General features: G+C 49.9%; 23 protein-coding genes. 10 read left to right on the top strand and 13 right to left on the bottom strand.

Annotated elements, in window-relative coordinates; all coding sequences use genetic code 11:
- Window positions 1-7: 7 nt before the first annotated feature.
- Complete coding sequence (locus BZG77_RS04580; RefSeq protein ID WP_077646372.1) at window positions 8-2,020, bottom strand: NADPH-dependent 2,4-dienoyl-CoA reductase; 2,013 nt, start codon at window positions 2,018-2,020, stop codon at window positions 8-10.
- Window positions 2,021-2,235: 215 nt separating this feature from the next.
- Between BZG77_RS04580 and sppA the strand changes: the two genes are divergently transcribed.
- Both sppA and ansA read left to right on the top strand, forming a co-directional pair.
- Window positions 2,236-4,122 carry a signal peptide peptidase SppA gene (sppA, locus tag BZG77_RS04575; RefSeq protein ID WP_077646371.1) on the top strand — a complete coding sequence of 629 codons (1,887 nt, stop codon included), beginning with the start codon at window positions 2,236-2,238 and terminating at the stop codon, window positions 4,120-4,122.
- A gap of 132 nt (window positions 4,123-4,254) precedes the next feature.
- A complete protein-coding gene (gene ansA / locus BZG77_RS04570; RefSeq protein ID WP_077646426.1) occupies window positions 4,255-5,268 on the top strand; it encodes an asparaginase in 1,014 nt (337 codons plus the stop codon).
- Window positions 5,269-5,429: 161 nt separating this feature from the next.
- On the opposite strand, the gene BZG77_RS04565 is transcribed toward ansA, so the two are convergent.
- Window positions 5,430-5,711, bottom strand: a complete 282-nt coding sequence (locus tag BZG77_RS04565; protein ID WP_077646370.1) for a YeaC family protein — start codon at window positions 5,709-5,711, stop codon at window positions 5,430-5,432.
- A 153-nt stretch (window positions 5,712-5,864) separates the two neighbouring features.
- Here BZG77_RS04565 and BZG77_RS04560 point away from each other — a divergent pair, with 153 nt between their 5' ends.
- Window positions 5,865-6,713 carry a DUF2989 domain-containing protein gene (locus BZG77_RS04560; protein ID WP_077646369.1) on the top strand — a complete coding sequence of 283 codons (849 nt, stop codon included), beginning with the start codon at window positions 5,865-5,867 and terminating at the stop codon, window positions 6,711-6,713.
- On the opposite strand, the gene BZG77_RS15125 is transcribed toward BZG77_RS04560, so the two are convergent.
- The gene (locus BZG77_RS15125) at window positions 6,707-6,841 is read right to left on the bottom strand and encodes a hypothetical protein (protein ID WP_274532594.1); all 135 of its coding nucleotides are present in this window, start codon (window positions 6,839-6,841) and stop codon (window positions 6,707-6,709) included. The two genes, BZG77_RS04560 and BZG77_RS15125, sit on opposite strands and share 7 nt — an antisense overlap.
- A 206-nt stretch (window positions 6,842-7,047) precedes the next feature.
- Between BZG77_RS15125 and gap the strand changes: the two genes are divergently transcribed.
- Complete coding sequence (gene gap / locus BZG77_RS04555) at window positions 7,048-8,043, top strand: type I glyceraldehyde-3-phosphate dehydrogenase (RefSeq protein WP_077646368.1); 996 nt, start codon at window positions 7,048-7,050, stop codon at window positions 8,041-8,043.
- Window positions 8,044-8,156: 113 nt separating this feature from the next.
- Window positions 8,157-9,038, top strand: a complete 882-nt coding sequence (locus BZG77_RS04550; RefSeq protein WP_077646367.1) for a D-hexose-6-phosphate mutarotase — start codon at window positions 8,157-8,159, stop codon at window positions 9,036-9,038.
- A gap of 99 nt (window positions 9,039-9,137) precedes the next feature.
- Here BZG77_RS04550 and BZG77_RS04545 read toward each other — a convergent pair whose 3' ends face one another.
- Window positions 9,138-9,896 carry a MipA/OmpV family protein gene (locus tag BZG77_RS04545; RefSeq protein ID WP_158011416.1) on the bottom strand — a complete coding sequence of 253 codons (759 nt, stop codon included), beginning with the start codon at window positions 9,894-9,896 and terminating at the stop codon, window positions 9,138-9,140.
- Window positions 9,897-10,175: 279 nt separating this feature from the next.
- Between BZG77_RS04545 and BZG77_RS04540 the strand changes: the two genes are divergently transcribed.
- Genes BZG77_RS04540 through BZG77_RS04530 form a run of 3 tightly spaced genes read left to right on the top strand, consistent with a single transcriptional unit; the run spans window position 10,176 to window position 15,004 of the window.
- Window positions 10,176-12,110, top strand: coding sequence for a PrkA family serine protein kinase (locus BZG77_RS04540; protein ID WP_077646365.1), 1,935 nt, complete (start codon window positions 10,176-10,178; stop codon window positions 12,108-12,110).
- 33 nt (window positions 12,111-12,143) lie between these two features.
- Window positions 12,144-13,415 (top strand): YeaH/YhbH family protein, encoded by a 1,272-nt coding sequence (locus BZG77_RS04535; protein ID WP_077646364.1) that lies wholly within the window; start codon window positions 12,144-12,146, stop codon window positions 13,413-13,415.
- Window positions 13,416-13,456: 41 nt separating this feature from the next.
- Window positions 13,457-15,004: a SpoVR family protein gene (locus tag BZG77_RS04530; protein WP_077646363.1), complete on the top strand. Its 1,548-nt coding sequence runs from the start codon at window positions 13,457-13,459 to the stop codon at window positions 15,002-15,004.
- Window positions 15,005-15,140: 136 nt separating this feature from the next.
- Here the strand turns inward: BZG77_RS04530 and fadR are convergent, their stop codons facing one another.
- Window positions 15,141-15,992: a fatty acid metabolism transcriptional regulator FadR gene (fadR, locus tag BZG77_RS04525; RefSeq protein ID WP_077646362.1), complete on the bottom strand. Its 852-nt coding sequence runs from the start codon at window positions 15,990-15,992 to the stop codon at window positions 15,141-15,143.
- A 391-nt stretch (window positions 15,993-16,383) separates the two neighbouring features.
- Here fadR and nhaB point away from each other — a divergent pair, with 391 nt between their 5' ends.
- Both nhaB and dsbB read left to right on the top strand, forming a co-directional pair.
- Window positions 16,384-17,976, top strand: a complete 1,593-nt coding sequence (gene nhaB, locus BZG77_RS04520; protein WP_077646361.1) for a Na(+)/H(+) antiporter NhaB — start codon at window positions 16,384-16,386, stop codon at window positions 17,974-17,976.
- Between the two features lie 88 nt (window positions 17,977-18,064).
- The gene (gene dsbB / locus BZG77_RS04515) at window positions 18,065-18,604 is read left to right on the top strand and encodes a disulfide bond formation protein DsbB (RefSeq protein WP_077646360.1); all 540 of its coding nucleotides are present in this window, start codon (window positions 18,065-18,067) and stop codon (window positions 18,602-18,604) included.
- Between the two features lie 86 nt (window positions 18,605-18,690).
- On the opposite strand, the gene BZG77_RS04510 is transcribed toward dsbB, so the two are convergent.
- The 8 genes from BZG77_RS04510 to BZG77_RS04475 all read right to left on the bottom strand — a co-directional run bounded on the left by BZG77_RS04510 (window position 18,691) and on the right by BZG77_RS04475 (window position 25,227).
- On the bottom strand, window positions 18,691-19,128 hold the full coding sequence (locus BZG77_RS04510) for a (deoxy)nucleoside triphosphate pyrophosphohydrolase (RefSeq protein ID WP_077646359.1): 438 nt from the start codon (window positions 19,126-19,128) through the stop codon (window positions 18,691-18,693).
- A gap of 4 nt (window positions 19,129-19,132) precedes the next feature.
- Window positions 19,133-19,768, bottom strand: a complete 636-nt coding sequence (locus tag BZG77_RS04505; RefSeq protein ID WP_077646358.1) for a YecA family protein — start codon at window positions 19,766-19,768, stop codon at window positions 19,133-19,135.
- Window positions 19,769-19,776: 8 nt separating this feature from the next.
- Window positions 19,777-20,757, bottom strand: coding sequence for a tRNA dihydrouridine(16) synthase DusC (dusC, locus tag BZG77_RS04500; RefSeq protein WP_021022274.1), 981 nt, complete (start codon window positions 20,755-20,757; stop codon window positions 19,777-19,779).
- Window positions 20,758-20,876: 119 nt separating this feature from the next.
- The gene (locus tag BZG77_RS04495; RefSeq protein ID WP_158011415.1) at window positions 20,877-21,608 is read right to left on the bottom strand and encodes a DsbA family protein; all 732 of its coding nucleotides are present in this window, start codon (window positions 21,606-21,608) and stop codon (window positions 20,877-20,879) included.
- A gap of 29 nt (window positions 21,609-21,637) precedes the next feature.
- Window positions 21,638-22,141 carry a protein disulfide oxidoreductase gene (locus tag BZG77_RS04490; RefSeq protein WP_158011414.1) on the bottom strand — a complete coding sequence of 168 codons (504 nt, stop codon included), beginning with the start codon at window positions 22,139-22,141 and terminating at the stop codon, window positions 21,638-21,640.
- An 11-nt stretch (window positions 22,142-22,152) separates the two neighbouring features.
- On the bottom strand, window positions 22,153-24,276 hold the full coding sequence (locus BZG77_RS04485) for a protein-disulfide reductase DsbD family protein (RefSeq protein ID WP_108743941.1): 2,124 nt from the start codon (window positions 24,274-24,276) through the stop codon (window positions 22,153-22,155).
- Between the two features lie 49 nt (window positions 24,277-24,325).
- The gene (locus BZG77_RS04480) at window positions 24,326-24,685 is read right to left on the bottom strand and encodes a hypothetical protein (protein ID WP_077646355.1); all 360 of its coding nucleotides are present in this window, start codon (window positions 24,683-24,685) and stop codon (window positions 24,326-24,328) included.
- A gap of 101 nt (window positions 24,686-24,786) precedes the next feature.
- A complete protein-coding gene (locus tag BZG77_RS04475; protein ID WP_077646354.1) occupies window positions 24,787-25,227 on the bottom strand; it encodes a YcgN family cysteine cluster protein in 441 nt (146 codons plus the stop codon).
- Between the last annotated feature and the right edge of the window lie 25 nt (window positions 25,228-25,252).

Genomic DNA, 25,252 nt, shown 5'->3' with positions numbered 1-25,252 from the left:
CCCGCCGCTAAAGCGCCAAGGCTGTCTCAATCCCCTGGCGAATGGCTCGCTTCGCATCGAGCTCTCCCGCATGCTCGGCACCACCAATTAAATGGTAAGAGACACTGGCATCATCAAGCTGCTCGGCCAATATATTCACCGATTCTTGCCCCGCACACAAGATGATCTGGGTAGCAGGGATCAGGTGTGCTTCTCCTTTAACACTGATATGCAGACCTTCATCGTCAATTTTATGGTAGCTCACGCCACCGACAAGATTCACACCACGCTTTTGTAACGTTTTTCGATGGATCCAACCGGTAGTTTTGCCCGGACCTTTTCCGACCCGTCCTTCGCGACGCTGCAATACCCACACCTGCTTGTTGCTAAGCGTATCGTGTCCAGGGTAGAGTCCGCCTTCGTGGGTAATGGTCTTATCGATACCCCACTCATTGAGCCAAGCGTCCAAATTTTGATTTTTCGGTTCGGTAATCATGGTCGCGACATCAACGCCGATCCCCCCGGCACCGATAATGGCGACATGGCTCCCCAGCTCAGGCTGTTCACGAATAAAGGTTTGATAATCAATGACGCTCGGGTGATCAATGCCTTCAATGGCGGGACGGCGTGGCTTCACACCCGTGGCGACAACAATATCGTCAAACGCACGCAATGTATCGACATCAGTGGCTTGATTAAGCTTGACCGTCACGCCTGCTTTTTCCAATCGTCTAAGGTAGTAGCGAATGGTTTCTTTAAATTCTTCTTTTCCCGGAATCGTCATCGCTAAATTAAACTGGCCGCCGAGCCGATCCGCTTTTTCGAACAAGGTCACGTCATGTCCGCGTTCAGCCGCTTCAGTGGCACAGCTTATCCCGGCCATTCCGCCACCAATTACCGCCACTTGTTTCACTTGGCGTACGGGTGTTGCCACGAGCTCGGTTTCATAACAGGCTTTAGGGTTAACCAAACAACTGGCACGCTTGCCTTTAAAGACATGGTCCAGACAGGCTTGGTTGCAGGCAATACACGTATTAATGTCATTCGACTGGTCGGCTTTGGCCTTCGCAACAAATTCAGCATCGGCTAAGAATGGGCGCGCCATGGAGACCATATCCGCTTGCCCCTTGGAGAGAATCGATTCGGCAACCTCTGGGGTGTTAATACGGTTACAGGTGACTAACGGCACCGATACCTCGCCTTTTAGTTTTTCAGTGACCCAGCTAAACGCGCCTCGTGGCACCTGGGTCGCGATAGTAGGCACTCGCGCTTCATGCCAGCCAATACCGGTGTTAATAATAGTAACGCCTGCTTTTTCTAGGCCTTTCGCGAGCGTGACTACGTCTTCAAAGGTATTGCCTTGCTCGACCAAATCCAGCATCGATAGACGAAAAATAACAATAAAGTCATCACCGGCGGCTTGACGCACCGCTCGCATCACTTCAACCGCAAACCGCATACGATTGTCGACTGGCCCGCCCCATTGGTCATAACGACGGTTGGCGCGGTGGCAGAAAAACTGATTGATCAGGTAGCCTTCAGAGCCCATGATCTCGACCCCGTCATAGCCAGCTTCGCGAGCAAGCGCGGCACTGTGGCCAAAGGCTTTAATCGTACGCCAAATCGCCCGCTCGCTCATTTCAAACGGGGTGAACTTACTGATTGGCGCGCGAATCGCTGACGCACTTTGGGCGAACGGATGAAACGCATAGCGACCGGCATGAAGTAATTGCAGCGCGATTTTGCCGCCATTTTCATGAACAGCTTCGGTGATTGCGCGGTGTGCACGCGCCGCGCGTCCAGAGCTAAACTGGGCACTAAATGGGGTCAGACGGCCACGAAAATTAGGCGAAAATCCACCAGTTACAATGAGCCCCACCTCACCTTTGGCTCGCTCAGCATAAAAGGCCGCCAATTTTTTAAAACCATCGTTTGCTTCTTCAAGCCCGGTATGCATCGAGCCCATCAAGACACGATTTTTCAGGGTAGTAAACCCAAGATCGAGCGGGGCTAGCATGTGGGGATAAGGGTGCTGTTCCATCGCTTGCTCACTTATTGTTGTGGTCTGACCAGACTATAGCGCTGACGGACACGTGATTTCAAACATTCGTTTACAAGCTGGCAACATAAAATCGTGAATTATTGATCTGGGTAGGACTTTCGCTCGGTATTACAGAACAGTGACGCGGTTGATAGCCTATCGATCTGAGCTCTGATCAGCTAGGATACCAGCGACATGCACCGATGGACTCACGTATGAAAAAACTGTTTCGTTTTATTGCATCCCTATTCCGATGGTTGTGGCGTATTCTCAGTTTCGCTCGCCAACTTTTTTTAAACGTCCTTTTCATAGGCGTGATCGTGGCAATCTACTTTGCGTTTACTGCCGATACGCCGCTGACCTCAAAGGACCCCGCTACCGCAAAAGTGGCGCAAAGTGAGCCAGAGCCACGGGCGCTCCTACTCAATATTGACGGCCCTATTGTTGAACAACAACAGCGCTTAAGTCCTGTTGATACCTTATCTCGCAATGCGCTCGGACAACCGGTAGAAACCGAGAACGTGTTGTTTGATATTGTTGATACCGTGCGCCATGCCGCGACGGATGAACAGATTAATGGCTTAGTATTAAGCCTAGGCGATATGCCTTCCACCAGTCTGACCAAGCTACGATACATCGCCAAAGCCATAGAAGACTTCAAAAACAGCGGTAAACCTGTGATTGCAATTGGCGGCACCTACAGTCAAAGCCAGTATTACTTGGCCAGTTATGCCGATGAAGTCCTGATGTCACCCGATGGTATGGTGATGCTGCAAGGTTACGGCAGTTACAACTTATATTGGAAGGACCTACTCGATAAGCTCGATGTGAGCACACACGTGTTCCGAGTCGGTACTTATAAGTCATTTGTGGAGCCATACACACGCAACAATATGTCAGACGCTGCCCGCGAAGCCAATCAAGCTTGGTTATCTCAGCTGTGGGATGCCTATGTCAGCGATGTGGCGAACAATCGTGGCATCGAGCCGAGTGTACTGTCCCCGAGCGCGAAGCAATTACTGGCCTCATTGCGTGACTTTGATGGCGATTTTGCCGCCCTCTCTGAGCATCTTGGCATTGTCGATAAGCGCATGACGCGTCAGCAAATTCGTCGCTATTTGGCCGATAAATTTGGCAGTGACGGTGAAGACAGCTTCGAATACACCGGCTATTACGATTATCTGCCAAAAATACAAAGCGGCTTTAGCCTGCCAGGCAGTGATAATATCGCCGTCGTGGTCGCCAGTGGTCCGATCATGGATGGACGTCAGCGCCCAGGGACCGTGGGTGGCGATACCACTGCCGCGATGCTGCGCGATGCCCGCCTTGACAGCAGTGTGAAAGCGGTCGTGCTTCGCGTCGATAGTCCAGGGGGCAGTGCATTCGCCTCTGAAATTATCCGTAATGAAGTGGATGCGCTACGCGAAGCGGGTAAACCTGTGGTGGTCTCGATGTCGAGTGTCGCCGCCTCTGGCGGTTATTGGTTATCTGCCAGCGCCGATCGTATTATCGCTCAGCCCACCACGATTACCGGGTCAATCGGTATTTTTAGCTTGTTCACCACCTTTGAGAACACGCTGGGTGATCTCGGCGTGCAGTCTGATGGTGTCGGCACCACACCGTTTGCAGGGGTTGGCGTGACGCGGGCACTGCCAGACGAGGTAGGAGATATCATGCAGTTAGGCATTGAGCATGGTTACCATCGCTTCTTATCATTGGTCAGCAACCATCGCGATATGTCGATGGAAAAGGCAAACCAAGTCGCTCAAGGTCGGGTATGGACGGGACAAGATGCCTTGAGTTTGGGATTAGTTGACAGCTTGGGTGACTTTGACGACGCCGTGTCTGCCGCCGCTGAACTGGCTAACCTCGAAAACTATCAACTAGATTGGATGCAACAGCCACTGACGCCGTTTGAGCAATTTATCAACGAAGTGCTGGGGCAAAGCGCCAACGTGCTCGGTGAAACGGTGCAAGCGACAATGCCATCGATTGCGCGCCAGTTGACGGCATCGCCCCAGTGGCAGTCGTTAACCTTGCTGGAAAAGTTTAACGATCCGCAAGGTCGTTACTTATTCTGCTTAAACTGTGAGTATCAGTAGGAACCACTCGCCCTGGCCGTTCGGTCAGGGCCTCTTCTCTGTTTTTCTTCTATTCTGTGTGTTGCTCGGTATTACCGATGTAATCGTTACATGTATACTGTGCTCACGCTCATTAAATGCAGATTTGACATGATGGAACGTAAACATATTTATATTGCTTACACTGGTGGCACGATCGGGATGCAAAAATCTGATCATGGTTATATCCCAGTGTCCGGCTTTCTCCAGCAACAGTTGGAAAACATGCCTGAATTCCATCGTCCAGAAATGCCGCTTTTTACTATCCATGAGTACGAACCACTCATTGATTCATCGGACATGACGCCAACGGATTGGCAACGGATTGCGGACGATATTGGCGAAAATTACCACGCATATGACGGCTTTGTGATATTGCATGGCACAGATACCATGGCATACACAGCATCGGCGCTGTCATTTATGTTAGAAAATTTAGAAAAGCCGGTCATTGTCACCGGCTCACAGATCCCGATTGCTGAGTTGCGTTCCGACGGGCAAGCCAACCTGCTCAACGCACTGCATATTGCATCGAATTATCCGGTGAACGAAGTGACGCTGTTTTTTAACAACCAACTTCTGCGCGGCAACCGGAGCACTAAGTCGCATGCTGACGGGTTTAACGCGTTCACCTCACCCAACTTGCCAGCGTTACTTGAAGCTGGGATTCATATTGAGGTAAAAGCGGACAAGCTCAATCAACCTTCGCAAGGGCCGTTTAAGGTCCATACTATTAGCGATCAACCGGTTGCCGTGATCATGATGTATCCGGGCATTTCGCCAGACGTTGTCAGAAATGCGCTTAAACAGCCCGTCAATGCGATGATCTTATTAACCTTTGGGGTCGGCAACGCACCACAAAATCCCGAGTTACTCGATTTACTCAAACAGGCTACGGATCGCGGTGTGCTGGTGTTGAATCTCACTCAATGCTTGGCAGGACGGGTCAATATGGGTGGCTATGCGACCGGCTGTGCGCTGGCCGATGCGGGCGTACTGAGTGGCTATGACATGACACCCGAAGCGGCGTTAGCCAAGCTTCACTTCTTGCTCAGTCAGTCATTACCCTTTGAAACCTTGCGAACTTGGGTGCAAAAAGATTTACGTGGTGAGCTCAGCTATTATTAGCGTGTGAACAGAAGTGACAGTGAGCGCTATTGTGACGATTACGCCGGCCGAACGCCGGCGTTTACGCTTTAGCGAGGACACGTTCAGCAAACCATATCCCACAAGGCGTGCCGCCCAATCTATTCTCTATTCGATCAGCATTGGGGCTGATTGGGTTAGCACTAGTGCTTGGTCTCAATATCGATGCGCTGCCCATCTTGACCAGCAAATTCACGCTTGAGCTCGGCTTTTGATTTCCAAGTCACCTGACCCCCTTTCGCGACCGTCATATGTTGAGGCTGGCTGTTATGACGTGATTGGTAAAGCATAACGGCTTGCAAGGCTTGATCGCGTTGTGCTTGATTAAGGCTGGTACCATCAGGCCATTTACCGGTTTCTACCGCGTAACACAAACGATCGTATATTTCAGGCGTCATTACTTTTAAGATTTGTTCTATCTCCATGATTACCTCTGTGTGGTCCGGGTCCGACTATTATGCCTGATCTTGGTCGGTAGACGGCATGTTTAGCACAGTGCGCTTTATCACGCTTTTACGCATCAACTACACTCAAAGATAACGTATACTCGACGTAGTTGACTCAGAATACGACAAATAATGAATTTACGATTACTTACTCGCTACGTTTATCGTCTCGGTCTTGTCACGAGTTTACTGCTACTCGTCGGCTGCGATGGACAACCGACCACCAATCAAGTGTGTGAAACGCACCCCGAATTATGCGAAGGGCTAAACATTGGCGACGGACAATGCCGATTTGAGCGCTCGGACCTGATTTTCGATCGTTTGGCGGTTGACCAAAAACCAACCGATCTCAATAAACTCACTGAGCTCAAGCAAACAAAGGCTTACTTGCGCTGTATGGAGCTGGTAGCTGAAATTGAGCCTACCACACTCAAACAACGCAAAACCAAGCGTACGGAGGCGGTCTACCATGCTTATGATGCGATTGCTCGTTTGGAAGATGAACTGGAAGCCTCTTATCAACCACCGGTTATTTACTACCGTTGGTCTCAGGGTGACAACGGCGCCCTACCGCAGTTTTTAAAGCTTGAAGGCACTCCCCACCTGGAAACGCCCCAGTTACAACTTGGTCTGGCGACCTATTATGTCTCACGGGATAAAGCTAAAACCGTAGAGATTTTATTGCACGCGTTGGAGCTGTACGACGGCCGCGATCTCACCGTAAAGCAAGACGTGATTCCAGAGGTGATTAAATCACTCGCCACTACCAACCACGCGCTTAAACGCTTTGAACATGCGTATTTGTGGGCGAAAGTGGGGCAAAGTTACAATCTTCCCATTGCCAACAGTGATCGTTTGTCTCTACTTTATACACTGAGCGAACAACAGGAGACGTCACTGCAGCGATTGGCATTTGAAATATCAGCCGCGATCGACGATGGCAATTTTCAAGCGTCATTACTCGCACCCATTACTCAGTAAAGGTAACCACCCAGTAAAAGGCAACGCTCAATCAAAGGTAAACCGGTCACGTCAAACTTGTCGTACCAGTTTGCCTTTCGCAATTGCCTTTCTGCTTCTACGCTATCAAGTACCAGTTGTTGCGCCATGTCTGATTGTTCTTTATCTACGGTTGATCAAAGACAACACAGGCATGGCCGTAAGGACGCCAAATGTTTAGGCGATGTAAAAAAAATCCGTACTTTTTTTTGATTTTAAACAATTTTGGCGGCGATTACCCTTGCATGGCGGGGTTCTATTCTGTAATTTTACTACCAGTTTAATCTCACTAGAAATTAAGTTGTGGAGCAACATAATGACTATCAAAGTAGGTATTAACGGTTTTGGCCGTATCGGCCGTTTCGTATTTCGTGCGGCAGTAGAACGTAACGACATCGACGTGGTAGCAATCAACGATCTTATCGACGTTGAATACATGGCTTATATGCTGAAATACGATTCAACTCACGGCCGTTTCAACGGCACCGTTGAAGTTGAAGGTGGTAACCTGATCGTTAACGGCAAAACCGTACGCGTAACAGCAGAACGTAACCCAACAGACCTTAAGTGGGATGAAGTGGGTGTTGACGTTGTTGCTGAAGCGACCGGTATCTTCCTAACTGACGAAACAGCGCGTCAACACATCCAAGCGGGTGCGAAGAAAGTTGTTCTAACTGGTCCATCAAAAGACGCAACGCCAATGTTCGTTATGGGTGTTAACCACAGCGATTACGCGGGTCAAGATATCGTTTCTAACGCATCTTGCACCACTAACTGCCTAGCGCCTGTCGCGAAAGTACTGAACGACAAGTTCGGTATCGTATCTGGCCTGATGACCACTGTTCACGCAACCACTGCGACTCAGAAAACCGTTGACGGTCCTTCTGCGAAAGACTGGCGCGGCGGCCGTGGTGCATCTCAGAACATCATCCCATCTTCAACAGGTGCAGCCAAAGCGGTTGGTAAAGTACTGCCAGAGCTTAATGGTAAACTGACTGGTATGGCGTTCCGCGTGCCAACTGCCAACGTTTCAGTGGTTGACTTGACTGTTAACCTTGAAAAAGCAGCGTCTTATGACCAAATCTGTGCGGCAATGAAAGAAGCGTCTGAAGGCGAGCTGAAAGGCGTACTGGGTTACACTGAAGATGCAGTTGTTTCTCAAGACTTCATCGGCGAAGTACAAACTTCAGTATTCGATGCTAAAGCAGGTATCGCGCTGACTGACAACTTCGTGAAAGTGGTTTCTTGGTACGACAACGAAATCGGCTACTCAAACAAAGTACTTGACCTAGTTGCACACATCTCTAAGTAAGTAGCAATTACAATAGTATCGATAAAGGCGGCCCAGAGCCGCCTTTTGTGTATCTGGCGCCTATCCAATGAGCCGGTTTTTGTTCGTAGACACTCCCCGAAGAGGTTTAAGCTATGTCCATGTCTTTGCTTTTTGAACGTCAACTCTCCGCCTCGGTCGATTTATGCTATCGGCAATCGGTCCCGATTCTTCGCGTGAGTCACCCATCGTGCGCCGCCACCATCAGTCTTTTCGGCGGCCACTTACTCTCCTTTGCGCCTACAGGTGAATCCTCACTGGTTTGGATGAGTCGCAACGCCGTCTACGATGCGCAAACACCATTACGAGGCGGCGTCCCTATTTGTTGGCCTTGGTTTGGACAATCGGGCTCTCCTTCGCATGGCTTTGCGCGTCGACAGATGTGGCAATTGGCGCAGGTTGACGAGCAACCGGATGGCGTGATTGTGCAACTGAAGCTGTCTGAATCTGCCCAGTCAATGGCACTCTGGCCCCATCGTTTTGAAGCAACCGTCACTTTCACCCTGACACAAAAAGCCACGATTTCCCTCGCCGTCACCAATACCGATCAGCATGATTGGACGATGGGCGGCGCGTTACACAGCTATCTGACCGTCGCGGACAGCGAGCAGGCTTATGTAGACGGGGTTGGTAATCAGTACCTCGATAATTTCAGTGCCGGTGCGGCTCAACCCGCTCCGGGAAAGGTCACGTTTGAAAGCCCTGTTGATCGCATTTATACCGGGGCGCGCGATACACTGTCACTCACTGATCCGGCCGGTAACCGTCGCGTTTATGTCACCAACCAAGGCGCGACCAGCGCGGTGATATGGAATCCTGGACAAGCTGCCTCAGTACAAATGGCAGACATGGATGACGATGGCTATCAACATTTTGTTTGCATTGAGGCTGCGCTTGAAACCCCTGACACTGTCGTATCACCAGGGCAAACCTACACCCTGGCTACAACGCTATGCGATGAAAAAGCGCGATGCTAAAAAAAGCGGCCACCTGGTGTCAGGTGGCCGCTTTGTTATATAAAAACTTGGTGACATAAAAGGTTGGTTACATAAAGGCGTTGCTATATAAAGATTGTGCTAGATAAAAACATAGTTGACACCGAGATAGCCGGAAGCGGCGGTAGATTGATCTACCATCGGGCTGTTCGCTATTTCATCATCGAGGTTGGTATAGCGCACACCACCAAGCAGTTGGATGCGCTCGGTCAGCATCAGGTAGCCACTGGCGCCCACAAAGTAATGGCCCGCAGAGCCTGGCTCATACGCCTCAATGCCTGAAACACGCGATGCTTCAGTGGCGCTGACCCCATAAAGGTGCTTATTTAATTCATGACTATTGTAGGCATACCCTACTTCCGGAGAGACGCCCCAACGCGGGTGATTAAATCCATATTTCCAACTCACTTCGCCGTATACCCCGTCCCTATCCTGGGTCACGCCTTCGCCAACAGCCGCCTGAAAACGTCCAATAGGTGAATGGTATTGGTAGGCCAGCGCTGCCACAATCGATGCATCGCGCTTGTCGAGCTGGCTCAATTGCGGATCGTCGGTATCTGCAGGATCGAAACGACGAGGGTCATAGGTCGCTGATACGACGAGATTGTGTGTCGAGTCTTTTGGTGCCAGACGTGCGCCGGCAGTGAGACCGCGAAAGTAAAAGTGGTCGGTATCAAGGTTGACTGTCGGTACCACAAGTGGGTCGGTATCCGTGTCTTTGTACACTTGGGGGGAAAACGCGCCGATCACCCCTGCTGATACCCGCGTGTCTGCATAAACATTGCCGGCAGTCAGTGCCAACGCACACACTACCCAAGCCGTTTCTCTTGCTATATTCATCATCCTTTCCTTTATTGTTTAACGGCTGGCCAATGTAAGCCCAGTCCCCCTAGCTGGCAAAATGATCACCACCAGCATATCTCACTAGCTTGAACACCCGCTGTCAATATATTGGCAAGACAGGCATACAAATCACTCAACAAAAATTATCGAAAAAACAAACAATTCTTTCACGCAAGATCGAGCAATACGGTCTAACCTTATAAAAAGGAAAGGGAACATCCAGCCAACTTTGCGCCTTTTCTTTTCGAGTTATCAGACGATTTAGGGGGCAAGACCATGACTATTTTTGATCACTATCGTCAGCGCTACGAAGAAGCGAAAGACGAAGAAATGAGCCTTCAAGCATTCTTGGATCTATGCCGAGATGATCGCGGCGCGTATGCCAATGCCGCCGAACGTTTGCTGATGGCGATTGGCGAACCGGAAAAGGTTGATACTTCGCTCGACCCTCGGCTCAGCCGACTTTTCTCTAACCGTGTCATTTCACGTTACCCAACGTTCAAAGACTTTTATGGTATGGAAGATTCGATCGAGCAAATCGTCTCATACCTTAAACATGCCGCTCAAGGCTTAGAAGAGCGCAAACAAATTCTTTACTTACTGGGCCCTGTCGGTGGGGGGAAATCGTCATTGGCCGAGAAGCTAAAAAGCTTGATGCAGCAGATGCCGATTTATGTATTAACCGCCAATGGCGAACGTAGCCCAGTGAATGATCACCCATTTTGCCTGTTTGATGCGGCTGAAGATGGCCACCTACTCGAACAAGAATATGGCATTCCACAACGCTACGTTCAACATATTATGTCGCCTTGGGCCGCTAAGCGATTAAAAGAATTTGGCGGCGATATCAGCCAATTTAAAGTGGTTAAGCTCCGTCCCTCTATTCTCAATCAAGTTGGTGTTGCCAAAACGGAGCCAGGCGATGAAAACAACCAGGATATCTCTGCCTTGGTTGGTAAAGTGGATATTCGCCAACTTGAACATTATTCACAAGATGATCCTGATGCCTATTCCTACTCCGGTGCGCTTTGCCGGGCTAACCAAGGCATGATGGAGTTTGTCGAGATGTTTAAAGCACCGATTAAAGTGCTTCATCCCCTACTCACGGCAACGCAAGAAGGTAACTACAACGGTACGGAAGGGCTTTCGGCATTGCCATTTGACGGCATCATTTTGGCCCACTCAAATGAATCCGAATGGCAGTCATTCCGCAATAACAAAAATAACGAGGCCTTCCTCGACCGGGTTTACATTGTCAAAGTACCCTATTGTTTGCGAATTTCGGATGAAATCCATATTTACGACAAATTGTTGGCGACCAGTGAATTACGCCATGCGCCTTGCTCGCCAAGCACACTCGATATTCTGGCGCGCTTTACGGTATTGTCGCGCTTGAAAGATCCTGAAAACTCAAGCATTTATTCGAAGATGCGTGTGTATGATGGGGAAACACTCAAAGATACCGATCCAAAAGCCAAGTCTTACCAAGAATACCGAGATTTTGCTGGGGTCGATGAGGGTATGGATGGACTATCAACCCGTTTTGCCTTCAAGATTTTGTCACGTGTTTTCAACTTTGATCACGCCGAGGTCGCGGCTAACCCAGTGCATTTGTTCTATGTCCTGGAGCAGCAAATCGAGCGGGAGCAATTCCCACAAGAGGTCGCCGAGCGCTATTTAGAGCACTTGAAGGGCTACCTAATTCCTAAATATATCGAGTTTATTGGCAAAGAGATCCAAACCGCCTATCTCGAGTCTTACTCTGAGTACGGCCAGAATATTTTTGACCGCTATGTCACGTATGCCGATTTCTGGATTCAAGATCAAGAATTCCGCGACCCAGATACTGGTCAGCTGTTTGATCGTTCAGCGCTTAATGGCGAGTTGGAGAAAATCGAAAAGCCAGCGGGTATCAGTAACCCGAAAGATTTCCGTAACGAAATCGTTAACTTTGTGCTCCGTGCCCGAGCGAATAATGAAGGCAAGAATCCGGCGTGGACCAGTTATGAGAAGCTGAAAACCGTGATTGAGAAAAAGATGTTCTCCAATACGGAAGATCTGCTGCCGGTGATTTCGTTCAATACTAAGACCTCAAGCGACGAGCAGAAAAAACACGACGAATTTGTCGCCCGAATGATGGAAAAAGGCTATACCCGCAAGCAAGTTCGCTTGCTCGCCGAATGGTATTTGCGCGTGCGTAAATCGTCGTAGCCTACGGGTTGACGCAGATGACGGGAGAAAGTTATGGCGCATTTTATTGATCGTCGTCTCAATGGCAAAAACAAAAGCACTGTCAACCGGCAGCGCTTTCTACGCCGCCACAAGCGGCAGATAAAAGAGTCCATTGCCGACGCCGTCAACAATCGCTCGATCACCGATATCGAAAGTGGTGAGGACATTTCGATTCCATCACGCGACATCCGTGAACCCACGTTTCACCAAGGCAAAGGGGGACAGCGGGAGGCTGTCCACCCGGGTAATGACCAATTTAGTCCTGGCGATCGTATCGCTCGCCCACAGGGTGGCGAAGGCGGCGGTGCCGGTGAAGGGCAAGCCAGTCCTGATGGTGAGGGACAAGACGAGTTTGTTTTCCAAATTTCGAAAGACGAATATTTGGATCTGTTGTTCGAAGATCTCGAACTACCGAATCTAAAAAAGAACCAGATGGCGAAAATGGTGGAGTACAAAACACACCGCTCTGGGTATACCTCAAACGGCGTGCCTTCCAATATCGCTATCGTCCGTTCTTTACAAAATTCGCTTGCGAGACGAACGGCGATGTCAGCCGGAAAACGCCGCGAGCTCGCTGAACTTGAACAAGCACTCGGACAGATTCAACGTGCTGAGCCTGCTCAACCGTTAGAGGAAAAACGCCTCGAGGAAGAAATCGCGGCACTCAAAAACAAACTTGCTGCCGTGCCGTTTATCGACACCTTCGATTTACGCTACAAAAACTACGAGAAGCGACCTCAGCCAAATAGTCGGGCGGTGATGTTTTGCTTAATGGATGTGTCTGGTTCGATGGACCAAGCCACCAAAGATATTGCTAAGCGTTTTTATATTCTGCTGTATCTGTTTCTCTCACGGACTTATAAAAATGTCGAGGTGGTATTTATTCGCCATCACACACAGGCGAAAGAAGTCGACGAACATGAGTTCTTTTATTCGCAAGAAACCGGCGGCACCATTGTGTCTAGCGCCCTGCGACTGATGGATGACATCATCAAAGACAGGTACAACCCGACAGAATGGAATATTTACGCCGCTCAAGCCTCAGATGGCGATAACTGGGCTGACGACTCACCGGGCTGTCGCGAGTTGTTGCAAAAAACGCTGTTACCGGTGAGCCGCTATTACGCCTATATTGAAATAACACGTCGTGCGCACCAAACACTGTGGCGTGAGTATCAGTCACTCGCCGAAAGCCATGACAATTTTGCTATGCAGAACATTCGCTCCGCGGAAGAGATTTTCCCCGTATTTCGCGAATTGTTTAAGCGTCAGGTCGAAGCCTGACGCCATACCGGCATAGACGCATTTTATCAGGGAGGCATGGTATGGCTGTCACCAAAGGTAAACACAAGACTCCACTCCACGATGGGCCGGATTGGACCTTTGACCTGCTTGAGCAGTATCACAAGGAAATTAAACGGGTTGCCGAACACTATAAGCTCGACACCTATCCCAATCAAATCGAAATCATCGCCGCCGAGCAGATGATGGATGCTTACTCCAGTGTGGGAATGCCCATCAACTATAACCACTGGTCATTCGGCAAAAAATTTATTGAAACCGAGCGCAACTATAAGCATGGGTACATGGGGTTGGCGTACGAGATTGTGATCAACTCGGACCCGTGTATTGCCTACCTTATGGAAGAAAACACCATCACCATGCAAGCGCTAGTCATGGCGCATGCCTGTTATGGTCATAACTCTTTCTTTAAAGGCAACTATCTGTTCCAAACCTGGACCGATGCCGGCTCGATCATTGATTACCTGCTGTTCGCCAAACACTACATTAGCGAGTGTGAAGAAAAGTACGGCCTCGCGGAAGTCGAAAACCTGATCGACTCCTGCCACGCGCTGATGAACTATGGCGTCGACAGGTATAAACGTCCGCAAAAGATCTCACTTGCCGAGGAAAAAGCACGCCAGAAAGCACGAGAAGATTATCTGCAAACCCAAGTTAACGAACTGTGGCGGACCATCCCAGGCGGGAAAAAAGAGCAGGAGGCAGAAACGCGCCGTTTTCCATCAGAGCCACAAGAAAACCTGCTGTACTTTTTTGAGAAACATTCCCCACTCCTAGAGCCTTGGCAGCGTGAGATTGTGCGGATCGTCCGTAAAGTGAGCCAATATTTTTATCCGCAAAAACAAACGCAAGTGATGAACGAAGGTTGGGCGACCTTCTGGCATTACACTATTCTTAACCACCTTTATGATGAAGGTTTGGTCACGGATAGCTTTATTATGGAGTTTTTACATAGCCATACCAATGTGGTCGCGCAGCCGCCCTACAATAGTCAGTTTTATTCCGGCATTAATCCCTACGCGCTCGGGTTTGCGATGTTTCAGGACATTCGCCGCATGTGCGAAGCGCCAACCGATGAGGATAAATACTGGTTCCCTGACATTGCCGGCAAAGACTGGCTCGAAACCGTACACTTTGCGATGGCGAACTTTAAAGATGAAAGTTTCATCAGCCAGTTTCTATCGCCCAAAGTGATGCGGGATATGAAGTTTTTCGCCGTCAATGACGACGATCGGCAAAGTTATATTGAAGTCACCAGCATTCATAATGAACAAGGGTATCGTCAGCTACGCGAAGACTTATCAGCACAATATAACCTGAGTAATCGCGAGCCAAACATTCAAGTCTTTGATGTCGATTTGCGCGGTAATCGCTCACTCACACTGAGGTATGTGCCGCATAACCGTATTCCGCTTGCCAACTCTCATGAAGAAGTGTTGAAGCATGTTCACCGACTCTGGGGGTTTGAAGTGGTTTTGGAAGAAGAAACCAGCGAAGGACGTGGAAAAATTCTTAGTAGTTGTCCCAAGCGTCCCCAGTTTGATCCTGATATGTTAATGGGTAGCCATTAGGAACAGCCCTCACCCTGAGGGGACATCCACCGCCATTAAAAAAGCCGCCCTGATGCTTTCATCACGGCGGCTTTTGTTATGTTCGCTCAGGTTTGTGCGTCTTTACGCTCAGGTTTATATGCCTTTACGCCAAGCTCTATGCTTCTTCTTCAGCCATGTGAGAAGCAATGGTCTCACGATTACTAAACCATAAGCCTCCGCACTCACGTCCGTATTGTTTTACCCGGTCACCGATGGCTGGATGTTGGTTATTGGCCACCATTTGGCGTAGATCACTATAAAAGCTCAGCGCATTTTCACAGGCACGGCGGTCCATAAAGTAATACCCCCCCACGCGTGAATAAATTTGGCGCATACCATTAATCGTCAACACATAGACTTTATTGCCAGAGAAGTGCGCCATGCCTTGGAACAAGCGATAATCGAAATGATTAAACGCGCGGCCCATACAAATACGCTCACACAGCTCAGGATCCTGCTTACCGTATTTGTCCTGGATTTTTTTGACGTCTTTCAGAACTTCGCTTTTCTCATCAATCAGATCTAAGAACTGTTCAAAACGCTCGCACCCAAGCACTTGTTGGCAGCGCTTAATAACCAAATCAATTAGGTCCAAGCAGTCTTGCGGGCGATTTTTAGCCGCATAACGCATATAGACACCGCTAATGTCTGTCCGCGCCGCAAGTAAATCCTCGAGAACCCCATGCACGTCCTGCCCTTCCAGAGTCACCAGCGTATCAAGAATACTGAGCCCCGACGTTCGCATGTAATCATTGACCCGAGTAGGTTTGCCATGTTGAATGGTTAACCAACCATCGCGGGCGAGGCGCTGAAGCACCTCCCGTAACGTGGTGCGCGTCACGCCAATGAGTTCAGACAATTCACGCTCTGCGGGTAAAATAGAGCCCTTTGGGAAGTGATTGTTCCAAATACTTTCAATTATATATTTTTCAGCAAATGTTGCTGGGCTATCCGCCTTTATAACCATTGAATCTAAATTCCAATTTGCTTCTTGCTCTGATTAATAAGTCATCATACCACTAGTCATGAGCTGCAGAAACAGCTCTGTGATATCGCCACCAATCACGTGACATCTGCTATCTTTTTGTACCAGATCAATGAAAATTTGGGCATAAGTCGCAAAACTACGCCATACAAGATGTAACAAAATATGTCTAAGGCAAACTGGCGCACACTTACTGTCTAACAAGGCTATCCTTCGTTGCTCTGAACGGGTAACTCATACCGGTAGCCGTACCGTCACTTTTAACTGTCACCCTCTCGCGTGCGAGCTTATGGGTTCACCACACTAAGCGATGTAGCACGTAACTCGCCCATCCGTGCGCGTTAAGAGACAAGATAACAATGAGACTATCATTATGGCTAAGACCATTACGCTCAGCACCGCGTTTTTAAAGAACTTTCTCGGCAAAGCCCCTGATTGGTACAAGCTGGCCATTGTTGGCTTTTTAATTATTAATCCGATCGTTTTCTCGGTTAACCCTTTCATTGCCGGTTGGCTACTGGTGGTCGAGTTTATTTTTACTTTGGCCATGGCGTTAAAATGCTACCCACTTCAGCCTGGCGGGCTATTGGCGATTGAAGCGGTCGCGATAGGGATGACCAGCCCAGATCAAGTCAAACACGAGCTGGTAGCCAACGTAGAAGTTCTGCTGCTGCTCGTTTTTATGGTCGCCGGCATTTACTTCATGAAGCAGTTATTGCTTTTTATTTTCACCAAAATACTATTGGGCATTCGCTCTAAAATTGCCCTTTCATTAGCATTTTGCAGCGCGGCAGCGGCCCTTTCGGCTTTTCTTGATGCCTTAACCGTGATCGCGGTGGTGATCAGTGTCGCCGTCGGCTTTTACTCTATTTATCACCGCGTTGCCTCGGGGAAGGAGCTTGGTGCCGCCCATGACCACACCTCAGATGACAGCTTAAGTGATGAGCTTAGCCGCAACGATCTGGAGAATTATCGTGCCTTCTTACGCAGTCTATTGATGCATGCCGGGGTGGGCACTGCACTCGGGGGCGTGATGACGATGGTCGGTGAGCCGCAAAACCTGATTATTGCCGATCAAGCTGGCTGGCATTTTGGTGAATTTATCCTACGCATGGCACCGGTGACCCTGCCCGTTTTCTTTGCTGGTTTGTTAACCTGTATAATCGTTGAAAAGTTTGGCTGGTTTGGATACGGGGCAAAATTGCCGAATAACGTGCTAAACATATTGGTCGAGTACGATAAAGTACAACGCGCAAAACGCACGCCACAAGATGTGGCCAAACTCGTGGTTCAAGCGTTGATCGCCGTTTGGTTGATTGCCGCCCTTGCCCTTCACTTAGCCGCAGTCGGCTTGATTGGTCTCAGTATTATCATTTTGGCAACCTCGTTTACCGGGGTAATCGATGAACACCATATCGGCAAAGCGTTTGAAGAGGCACTCCCTTTCACTGCGCTATTGGCGGTCTTTTTCTCAATAGTCGCAGTGATTATTGACCAGCACTTGTTTGCACCGGTGATTGATCTGGTGCTGTCATTGGAAGGCCATTTGCAACTTACCATGTTTTATGTAGCAAACGGCTTGCTGTCCATGGTGTCTGATAATGTCTTTGTGGGGACCGTCTACATCAATGAGGTGAAAACAGCGCTCCTCAATGGGGTCATTGATCGCGAGCAGTTTGATATGTTGGCGGTCGCTATCAATACAGGGACTAACTTGCCGTCCGTTGCGACCCCTAATGGTCAAGCTGCGTTTTTGTTCTTGCTTACTTCGACGCTGGCTCCCTTGCTACGCCTGTCATACGGGCGCATGGTGTATATGGCGCTGCCCTATACCATTGTGATGGGCTTATTAGGCGTGATGGGTATCGAGTTCTTTTTGGTGCCGGCAACCGAGTGGATGCTACACCAAGGCTGGATATCTGAAACCATCCATATGACCCAACAAGCCTTACCGAGTGCGCACTAACGCACTTCTACCATTGACCTGAGGCTCAACAAACGATTGAATAGCAAGGCTCTCAGTGTAGAGCCTTGTTTTTTATCAGGAGTGAGTTATGTGGCGCGCCTTAAATCAATTTTCTCGCAGCCGAGCGTCCTGGCTGTTGTTGCTTCTCTGTGTGGTTGGCCTCGAAGCAACCGCGCTGTATTTCCAACATGGCCAAGGACTTGCGCCCTGTGTGATGTGTATTTATGAACGTGTCGCCTTATTTGGTGTGGGCACGGCAGCGTTACTCGGACTGATTGCTCCCGATGAGCCCTTTTGGCGCACCCTAGGGTTGCTGGCCTATGGCATCACCGCCGCTTGGGGACTAAAGCTTTCATTAGAGCATGTCAGTTATCAATTCCCCGATCCTAACCAACTCTTTGGCCCGACCTGTGATGTGGCGGTAAACTTCCCTTCTTGGGCCCCTTTAAACCAGTGGCTGCCTCAGGTGTTTGAAGCGTCTGGAGATTGCAGTAAAGTGGTCTGGCAATGGTTAGGTTGGTCCATGCCACAATGGCTGGTGGGCATCTTCTCGGCTATGCTCGTGATCTGGGGGCTGGTGGTTATCGCCCAGTTTATCGGTCGCCCACCGCGTCGGATTTTTTCTTAATAACACGCGGCTATGCGCTAAGCACTAGGCACTAGGCACTAGGCACTAGGCACCAAGATAACCGGATAAAAAAAGAAAACGCCGATTTACTCGGCGCTTTGCATGAGTTGATGGTCGCTTACTGAATGACACAACTGACGTATTAACGGCCGATCTGCGGCGCTAAATACCCCGGGGTCAAGCCGCTGGGGGTCGCTCCAGTACACGGCCTGATGCTGTTTCAACGTTAATGGCGTATCCAGGATCTCGCACCAATAGCTGCACAGTAAAATCACCTTGTCACCATAATCGTATTCGGTTTCGACGATGGGTGCGCCGACGTTGATTTCAACGCCGAACTCTTCAAGCCACTCACGCTTAAGTGCCTGCTGGTCGGTCTCGCCTTGCTCGACTTTGCCGCCAGGAAATTCCCACCAGCTGATAAACTGCGAATCTGGCTGTCGTTGCGCCACTAACACGTGGTGACTGTGCGTGGCCACACCGGCCACTACCCGAATTGCAGTCGTCTGCGCTGCTGATATCATCCGATTAACGCCCGCAGCATTTTTTAAACTTAGCGCCACTACCGCACGGGCAGGCATCATTACGGCCAACCGATTTAAACGGATTCACCTGATGCGCGCCGTGCGTTCCTTGTTGTGCTTCATCGGCCGCTTTCGCGACTTCTTGGATCATAAGATCTAATTGCTCAACATATTGGCCAGGCTCAACATCAATCCCTACCTCTTTCATTTGCGCTAAGGTACCGGCCTCGTCATGCAGTAGCAGCATAGTGGTCACTAATGCGGAAAGCATGCGGCGGCTACCATCATTGAGTGTGACATCATGCCAATGCGGCTCAATATGGGGCCATACGGCAAGAAACCCTTCTGAAAAGGCTTGTGCGAGCTCGCCGCGCATCGCAATCATTAACGCGCCAGGCAAGGTGTAATCATTACGCATCAACGCATGATATTGCTGCTCCAGGTGCGCGAGTATGGCCTGCTTGTCCTTGTCATTAAGCGCCACGACTTCATCGTCTTCAACCCCGGCAGTCACTAACACCGACAACCAAGTATCTGGGTCCATCGGCACAGGACAAATGTTGGCAGCCAGCAGCGCCCCTTCAACAAAACTGGCCGGCATGCCGTCCCAGTCATCAGAGAGTGTCATAAGTGTTGACATAAGGTTTCCTATTTTATGAATTCTGTTTGCGCACGCGCGTTATCGAGCGCTCTGGCTATCTCATCAGCGCGATTAAGGACGCGAATAACCTTAAAGCACGCGTCAGCCTGCGGATAATACTGACGCAAATACTTAAACCATTGCTTAATACGGTTAGGGAAATACACCGCCTTGTCTCCTTGGCGCTCCTGTGCGCTATAGCGCACTAACAAGGCCAACACCGCAGGCCAATCCATGGGCTCAACATTGTCACGAATATGTTGACCCAAGTTGGGCATATTTAGCGCGCCACGGCAGACCATTAATGTGTCACAGCCTGTGAGTGCTTGGCACTTAAGCGCGTCATCCCGTCCCCAAATATCACCGTTTGCCGTTACAGGGATCGCAAACTGTTGGTTAATCTCCGCAATTAAATCCCAACGAATCGTCCCTGCCTTGTAACCGTCGCGCTTGGTACGGCCATGGACCACCAGCTCGTCGGCTCCCGCATCATTAACCGCTTGGGCAATGTCTAAATAGTCATCCAGATCATTGAATCCTAAACGCACTTTTGCACTCACCGTATGTTCAGGTGCGACGCTTTCACGCACCGCTTTCACCACCTCGTAGATATGCTCAGGCGTCTTTAATAACGCTGCGCCGCCGCGGTTGCCATTCACCGTTTTAGAGGGGCAACCAAAGTTAATGTCGATCCCTTGCGACCCTAACTGAATCGCGTGCTGCGCGTTACTGGCCATCGCATCAACATCTTGCCCCAGTAGTTGGACCCTAACCGGCGTCCCCGCATCGGTAAAGCCACCTTGATGTAACTCAGGGCAGAAACGATAAAAGACTTTTTCCGGTAAACGCTGATCCACCACACGCACAAACTCGGTCACGCAGAGATCATAGTGATTAATCTCAGTCAGTAGCTTGCGCATTAAGGGATCAAGTACGCCTTCCATGGGGCCTAATACAATGCGTGGTGATTGATAATTTGTTTGACTCATGCCGTACCTTTACCGTTAAGGCGCGCTATTTTGCCAGCTTTTCCTCCAAATCGCAGCACACAAAAAAAGCCAGTCATCTTTTGACTGGCTTTCATATGGTTAGCGAGTATCACTCACGCTTAGCCTTCTTGTTTGGCCGCCTTAACCATGGCTTCTAGCTGTGAATAGGGTAGATAGCCAGGTGCAACTTGATCGCCAATAATCATCGCTGGTGTACCACGCAACCCAAGCTCCATGAAGGCGCGGTAGTTGTCAGCTACCGCTTCTCCGGTTCGCTCTTTGCCCGCAAGCAGTGATTCGGTATCGGTTTTTTGCGCTATTTTCTCTAAAGAACGAGCATCATGCATACCGCGCTTTTTCATCAATAATTCATGAACCTGCGCAAAGGCCTCAGGTTTTTCCAGCCACACATTCATCGCATACACGGCAGAGTTGGTATCAAGCGATTCGATATTCTGCTGTTTTAGCGGCACGGCAATATTAATCACCTTCACATCGTCGTGGGCGGCAACCAGTTTCTGTAGCTCGTCTTCAAGCTTTTTACAGTATGGACAGTTGTAGTCCATAAAGTTAATGACGGTGACCGTCGGATCCTCCGCGCCAATCCAGCTATGAGTCTCAGACTCAAACCAGTCTCGGCGCGCGGCGAGGTTTTGTTTTAATGTCTTTTGCTGCTCAACATATTTTTGCAAGCTTTGGTTAAGATTCGCAATCAGCGCAGGATTCGCTTCGAGCAAATCGACGATTTCATCCAGCTGTGTTTGCTCCGTATCAGATAGCGTATTAGCACTCACCGGAAAAGCCAGCATAAGAAGCACCAGCCAAGGTGCAAAAAAACGAGATAGGGACATTCGGTTTCCTTTTTTAACGTTTATCGTCATCACAACATTCTTAACCATAGGCCTACCGGTGAGGTAAAACCTGTTGTTATCGCGGTAATTTTTCCTTGCTCAACCACCATTACCGTCGGCGTCACTTTCACTGACAATCGACGTGAGAGTTGTCCATCTGGATCATTGACGACCGAAAAATCGTAACCATGATGAGCAAGGTATCCATTTACTTTTTTCGTTGAGCCCGAGCGTAACGCGATCGAGACCACCTGCGCATGATCACTCAACCAGTCTACCGAGGGAGTCACAAAACGGCACACACTGCACCAACTCGCCCACACATAAATAAGCACGGGTTCGTGCTGCGACATGGCGAGCAAATCCTGTTGGCGGCCATCCAGCAAGCGGACCGTGTCCACAGGAAACTGACTGGTGTCGATATCACGGCTTCGCCACCAATCGACGGCAGTGCTAGATATCAGCACAAACACAATGAGCCAGCACACGTCACGCGCACCACGTTTGACCCGCTCACGCCACGATCGTTTCATTTTACTGCTCGTCATGGTGTTTTTGCCTGCTCAAGCGCGCTCATGACGGCCTTATCGGTCAAAATAACCGGCAGTGCAATGCCGTTTGGTGCCCCCGGACCATAAACAATATTAAACGGCACACCATAGCGCTGGTACTTTTGTAAATATTGCGTCACACGTTCACTGGGCCGGGTCCAGTCACCTTGCATTGCTACCACATTAGACGCGGTAATGGCATCATAAACGGGCGATTGCAATATCACACCCACTTTGTTGGCATGACAGGTAATACACCAATCCGCGGTGACATCGACAAACACCAGCTTGCCCTGGTCCACCGCTTGAGCGATCGCAGCTTCATCCAGCGCCACCCAATCCGGATCCGAGTTCATCGGCGTTGCCCAACGGTCTGCCGTTAAGGAGGCGCCAACAATCGCTAATACCATAACGGCCAATAGTCCAGCTGCGCCTTTAATCGCGGCAAGCTTACCAAGGGTACGATATGTCAGCCACACACTGGTAGCAAGCAACAGTGCCCCCACTGCGATAGCGCCAACACCGCCCAGATAAGGCATCCACAGCCAGAATAGCCACACCGTGGTAGCAACCAGCAAGAGCGCAAATACCCGTTTCACGTGATTCATCCACGGACCCGGTTTAGGCAGCGTGCGAGTTAATCCAGGGAAAACCGCCACAAGCAACCACGGCAGCGCCATCCCGACCGCCAGCGCGGTAAAAATCAGCCAGAGCGCGGTCAAGGATCCCCCCAATGCATATGCCACTGCTGTACCTAAAAAAGGTGCCGAGCATGGCGTGGCCAGTAAGGTGGCAAATACCCCTTGGACAAAGTGGCCGCTTGTTGTGTGGCCACCGCGTGTCGCAAGCCAAGTTTGCCAGCTTGATGGCAAATCAATACGCAGCACATCAAACAAGCTCAGCGCGAATAGCCAAATGACCAGCGTCATGACGCCGATAAAGATTGGACTTTGAAACTGGACACCCCAACCCACGGCTTGCCCCGTTAGCTTTAATGTCATCAGCAGCCCAGCTATCGCCCAAAACGACACCAGAATACCGGCAGCAGAGGCCAGGAACTGGCTACGAACCGCCCGACGGGTGGCATTCGGGTTAGCGACAATGCTGTTAAGTTTGAGTCCAAGTACAGGGAGCACACAGGGCATCACGTTCAAAATCAGCCCCCCCAAGAGGGCAATGCCACCAATCACCCAAACAGATAATCCGGCTTGCGACGCGACACTTCCGGCACGCACTGTGGTGCTATGCTCAGCCAGAAGCTGCTCATCAATAACAGTGACTTGAATCGGTTTATCGGTCAGCTTGGGGGTTTCTATCCAATTGGTGACATCAAAGGTCGCGGTCAGGGTGTCGCCATCACGGTGGAGACTGGGTACACCAAAGGTGTCATCAATAACCGCCTCGCCATCCACCAGCATATCTGGCTGTTGCCAAGCTTGGTTAGCAGTGACAGTGACGGCGAGCTGCTGCTTGTTAGCATCCCAGACCGCAGACTCAACCTGCACACTGGGTAGCGGCTTAGGCACCTGACTCATCGCTTGGTTGAACTGATACATCCGCTCACCATCAGCCTTCAGTGCGCTGGGCGTCACGTCGAGCGAGATGGGGTAGTCAGTAATCACGCACACACTGGTGCACGAGGACAAGCGCAAGGTGGCATCGAGCGACACCGGCTGTTGCCATGTATCAACCTTGAAGGTCAGTGGGAAAGTCACTTGCCCTTTGTAGCCCAACATGGTCAAGCCAAGTAACTCATGGCGCTCAGGTGCCGGCCAATGCCAGATAATATCATCCAAGTTTTGGCTATCGTTAATAATAAGCTCTGGGGCGACCCCGCCCTCGCCTGGCGAGCGCCAATAGGTTTTCCAATCGCCTTGTAAACGGACGGAAAGCAAGCCATCGAGGTGGTGAGTCTCTGGATTACCTTGACCAGTGAGCGCCAAACGTGCCTCAACGGGGGGGTGATCAGGGTTAGACAGCCAACCTGTATCGGGCGTATTTGCCAGTACAGAAGGGCTGAGTAACAGTAAATATAAAGACAAAAGCGGTAGTAAGACCAAAGCTTGCCATACGCTACTTGGTGTTACGCTGCGCCAATAGTGATTGATTCGAGTCATAAATCTGTTCCTTGTTGAAAATAAATACGCCATGGAAAGAAAAGGCGCTTTATTCTCGGAACACACAAAAGCAAAGATGCCGCCGTCGATACGTGGGTGGGTCATGCGTGGGTAATACCACCGCGAGGCTGACGGTTGCCATAACGGCAAGCAACACAATCAACCACCAAAGTGGAGAAGGCAGCCAATCTAGGGTCAGTACAGAAGGATGCATCAATTGCTCAGACAGAGAACATTTCTTGCCCACTGTATTGACCTCATCACCATGCTCTCCCAAGTTGCCAACTTGGCAGGCAGCTTGCGCCCCTGATTGCAGGCTAAGCTGATTTTGCAAGGCACACACTGCCAGAACCCATAACGCTATTGCGAGGGCCCAGCCAGCTTTAGAACGACACGTGTACCTTTGCATTCCACCTCCTGTCGAGTTGGCACTCATTATGCCCCACGCTCGAAAATAAACAATGGATTAGCCTTTATGCCAGGCAAACGGGAGGCTAACGGTTCGCATCCCTATCTTGGCCGCGTGGTGAGCTGAATATGATCTTCCCAGTCAATCACATCAATTTCATACACCACGCTGTCTTTGACCGAAATCCCCGCTTTGTGCATTGCCGCTTTTGATCCGGTGATCAGCGGGTGCCAATCAGGTAGCGGTTTATCTTCTGCCAACAAACGATAGGCACAAGTTTCTGGCAGCCAGTAAAACTCGTCGATTTTGTCGCGGGTAAGCTTCAAACAGGACTCTTCATACGAGAAACGATTAGGATAGTCTTTGCATGAGCAGGTTTTATCATCCAACAAACTGCAGGCAACGTTGGTATAGTAGAGTTCGTCAGTTTCTTCATCGATCAACTTATGCAAACAACAACGGCCACAACCGTCGCATAACGACTCCCACTCCTTATCGCTCATTTGCGCTAAGGTTTTTTGTTGCCAAAAGGGCGTGCTCATGATGCTGGCTCTCTTTTTATAATAA

This window comes from Salinivibrio sp. IB643, assembly GCF_001996105.1.
GTDB classification, from domain to species: Bacteria; Pseudomonadota; Gammaproteobacteria; order Enterobacterales; family Vibrionaceae; genus Salinivibrio; species Salinivibrio costicola.
This window is presented reverse-complemented; position numbering and strand designations above follow the sequence as displayed.

What these genes read in the sequence shown, in the direction of transcription:
- BZG77_RS04510 (WP_077646359.1), bottom strand. Translation starts at nt 19,128, where the DNA reads ATGATATCAGCAGCGCAGACGACTGCAATTCGGGTAGTGGCCGGTGTG.
- sppA (WP_077646371.1), top strand. Translation starts at nt 2,236, where the DNA reads ATGAAAAAACTGTTTCGTTTTATTGCATCCCTATTCCGATGGTTGTGG.
- BZG77_RS04490 (WP_158011414.1), bottom strand. Translation starts at nt 22,141, where the DNA reads ATGAAACGATCGTGGCGTGAGCGGGTCAAACGTGGTGCGCGTGACGTG.
- dusC (WP_021022274.1), bottom strand. Translation starts at nt 20,757, where the DNA reads ATGAGTCAAACAAATTATCAATCACCACGCATTGTATTAGGCCCCATG.
- BZG77_RS04560 (WP_077646369.1), top strand. Translation starts at nt 5,865, where the DNA reads ATGAATTTACGATTACTTACTCGCTACGTTTATCGTCTCGGTCTTGTC.
- BZG77_RS04495 (WP_158011415.1), bottom strand. Translation starts at nt 21,608, where the DNA reads ATGTCCCTATCTCGTTTTTTTGCACCTTGGCTGGTGCTTCTTATGCTG.
- BZG77_RS04530 (WP_077646363.1), top strand. Translation starts at nt 13,457, where the DNA reads ATGGCTGTCACCAAAGGTAAACACAAGACTCCACTCCACGATGGGCCG.
- BZG77_RS04505 (WP_077646358.1), bottom strand. Translation starts at nt 19,768, where the DNA reads ATGTCAACACTTATGACACTCTCTGATGACTGGGACGGCATGCCGGCC.
- BZG77_RS04475 (WP_077646354.1), bottom strand. Translation starts at nt 25,227, where the DNA reads ATGAGCACGCCCTTTTGGCAACAAAAAACCTTAGCGCAAATGAGCGAT.
- fadR (WP_077646362.1), bottom strand. Translation starts at nt 15,992, where the DNA reads ATGGTTATAAAGGCGGATAGCCCAGCAACATTTGCTGAAAAATATATA.
- dsbB (WP_077646360.1), top strand. Translation starts at nt 18,065, where the DNA reads ATGTGGCGCGCCTTAAATCAATTTTCTCGCAGCCGAGCGTCCTGGCTG.
- ansA (WP_077646426.1), top strand. Translation starts at nt 4,255, where the DNA reads ATGGAACGTAAACATATTTATATTGCTTACACTGGTGGCACGATCGGG.
- BZG77_RS04480 (WP_077646355.1), bottom strand. Translation starts at nt 24,685, where the DNA reads ATGCAAAGGTACACGTGTCGTTCTAAAGCTGGCTGGGCCCTCGCAATA.
- nhaB (WP_077646361.1), top strand. Translation starts at nt 16,384, where the DNA reads ATGGCTAAGACCATTACGCTCAGCACCGCGTTTTTAAAGAACTTTCTC.
- BZG77_RS04565 (WP_077646370.1), bottom strand. Translation starts at nt 5,711, where the DNA reads ATGGAGATAGAACAAATCTTAAAAGTAATGACGCCTGAAATATACGAT.
- BZG77_RS15125 (WP_274532594.1), bottom strand. Translation starts at nt 6,841, where the DNA reads ATGGCGCAACAACTGGTACTTGATAGCGTAGAAGCAGAAAGGCAATTG.
- gap (WP_077646368.1), top strand. Translation starts at nt 7,048, where the DNA reads ATGACTATCAAAGTAGGTATTAACGGTTTTGGCCGTATCGGCCGTTTC.
- BZG77_RS04545 (WP_158011416.1), bottom strand. Translation starts at nt 9,896, where the DNA reads ATGAATATAGCAAGAGAAACGGCTTGGGTAGTGTGTGCGTTGGCACTG.
- BZG77_RS04540 (WP_077646365.1), top strand. Translation starts at nt 10,176, where the DNA reads ATGACTATTTTTGATCACTATCGTCAGCGCTACGAAGAAGCGAAAGAC.
- BZG77_RS04535 (WP_077646364.1), top strand. Translation starts at nt 12,144, where the DNA reads ATGGCGCATTTTATTGATCGTCGTCTCAATGGCAAAAACAAAAGCACT.
- BZG77_RS04550 (WP_077646367.1), top strand. Translation starts at nt 8,157, where the DNA reads ATGTCCATGTCTTTGCTTTTTGAACGTCAACTCTCCGCCTCGGTCGAT.
- BZG77_RS04580 (WP_077646372.1), bottom strand. Translation starts at nt 2,020, where the DNA reads ATGGAACAGCACCCTTATCCCCACATGCTAGCCCCGCTCGATCTTGGG.
- BZG77_RS04485 (WP_108743941.1), bottom strand. Translation starts at nt 24,276, where the DNA reads ATGACTCGAATCAATCACTATTGGCGCAGCGTAACACCAAGTAGCGTA.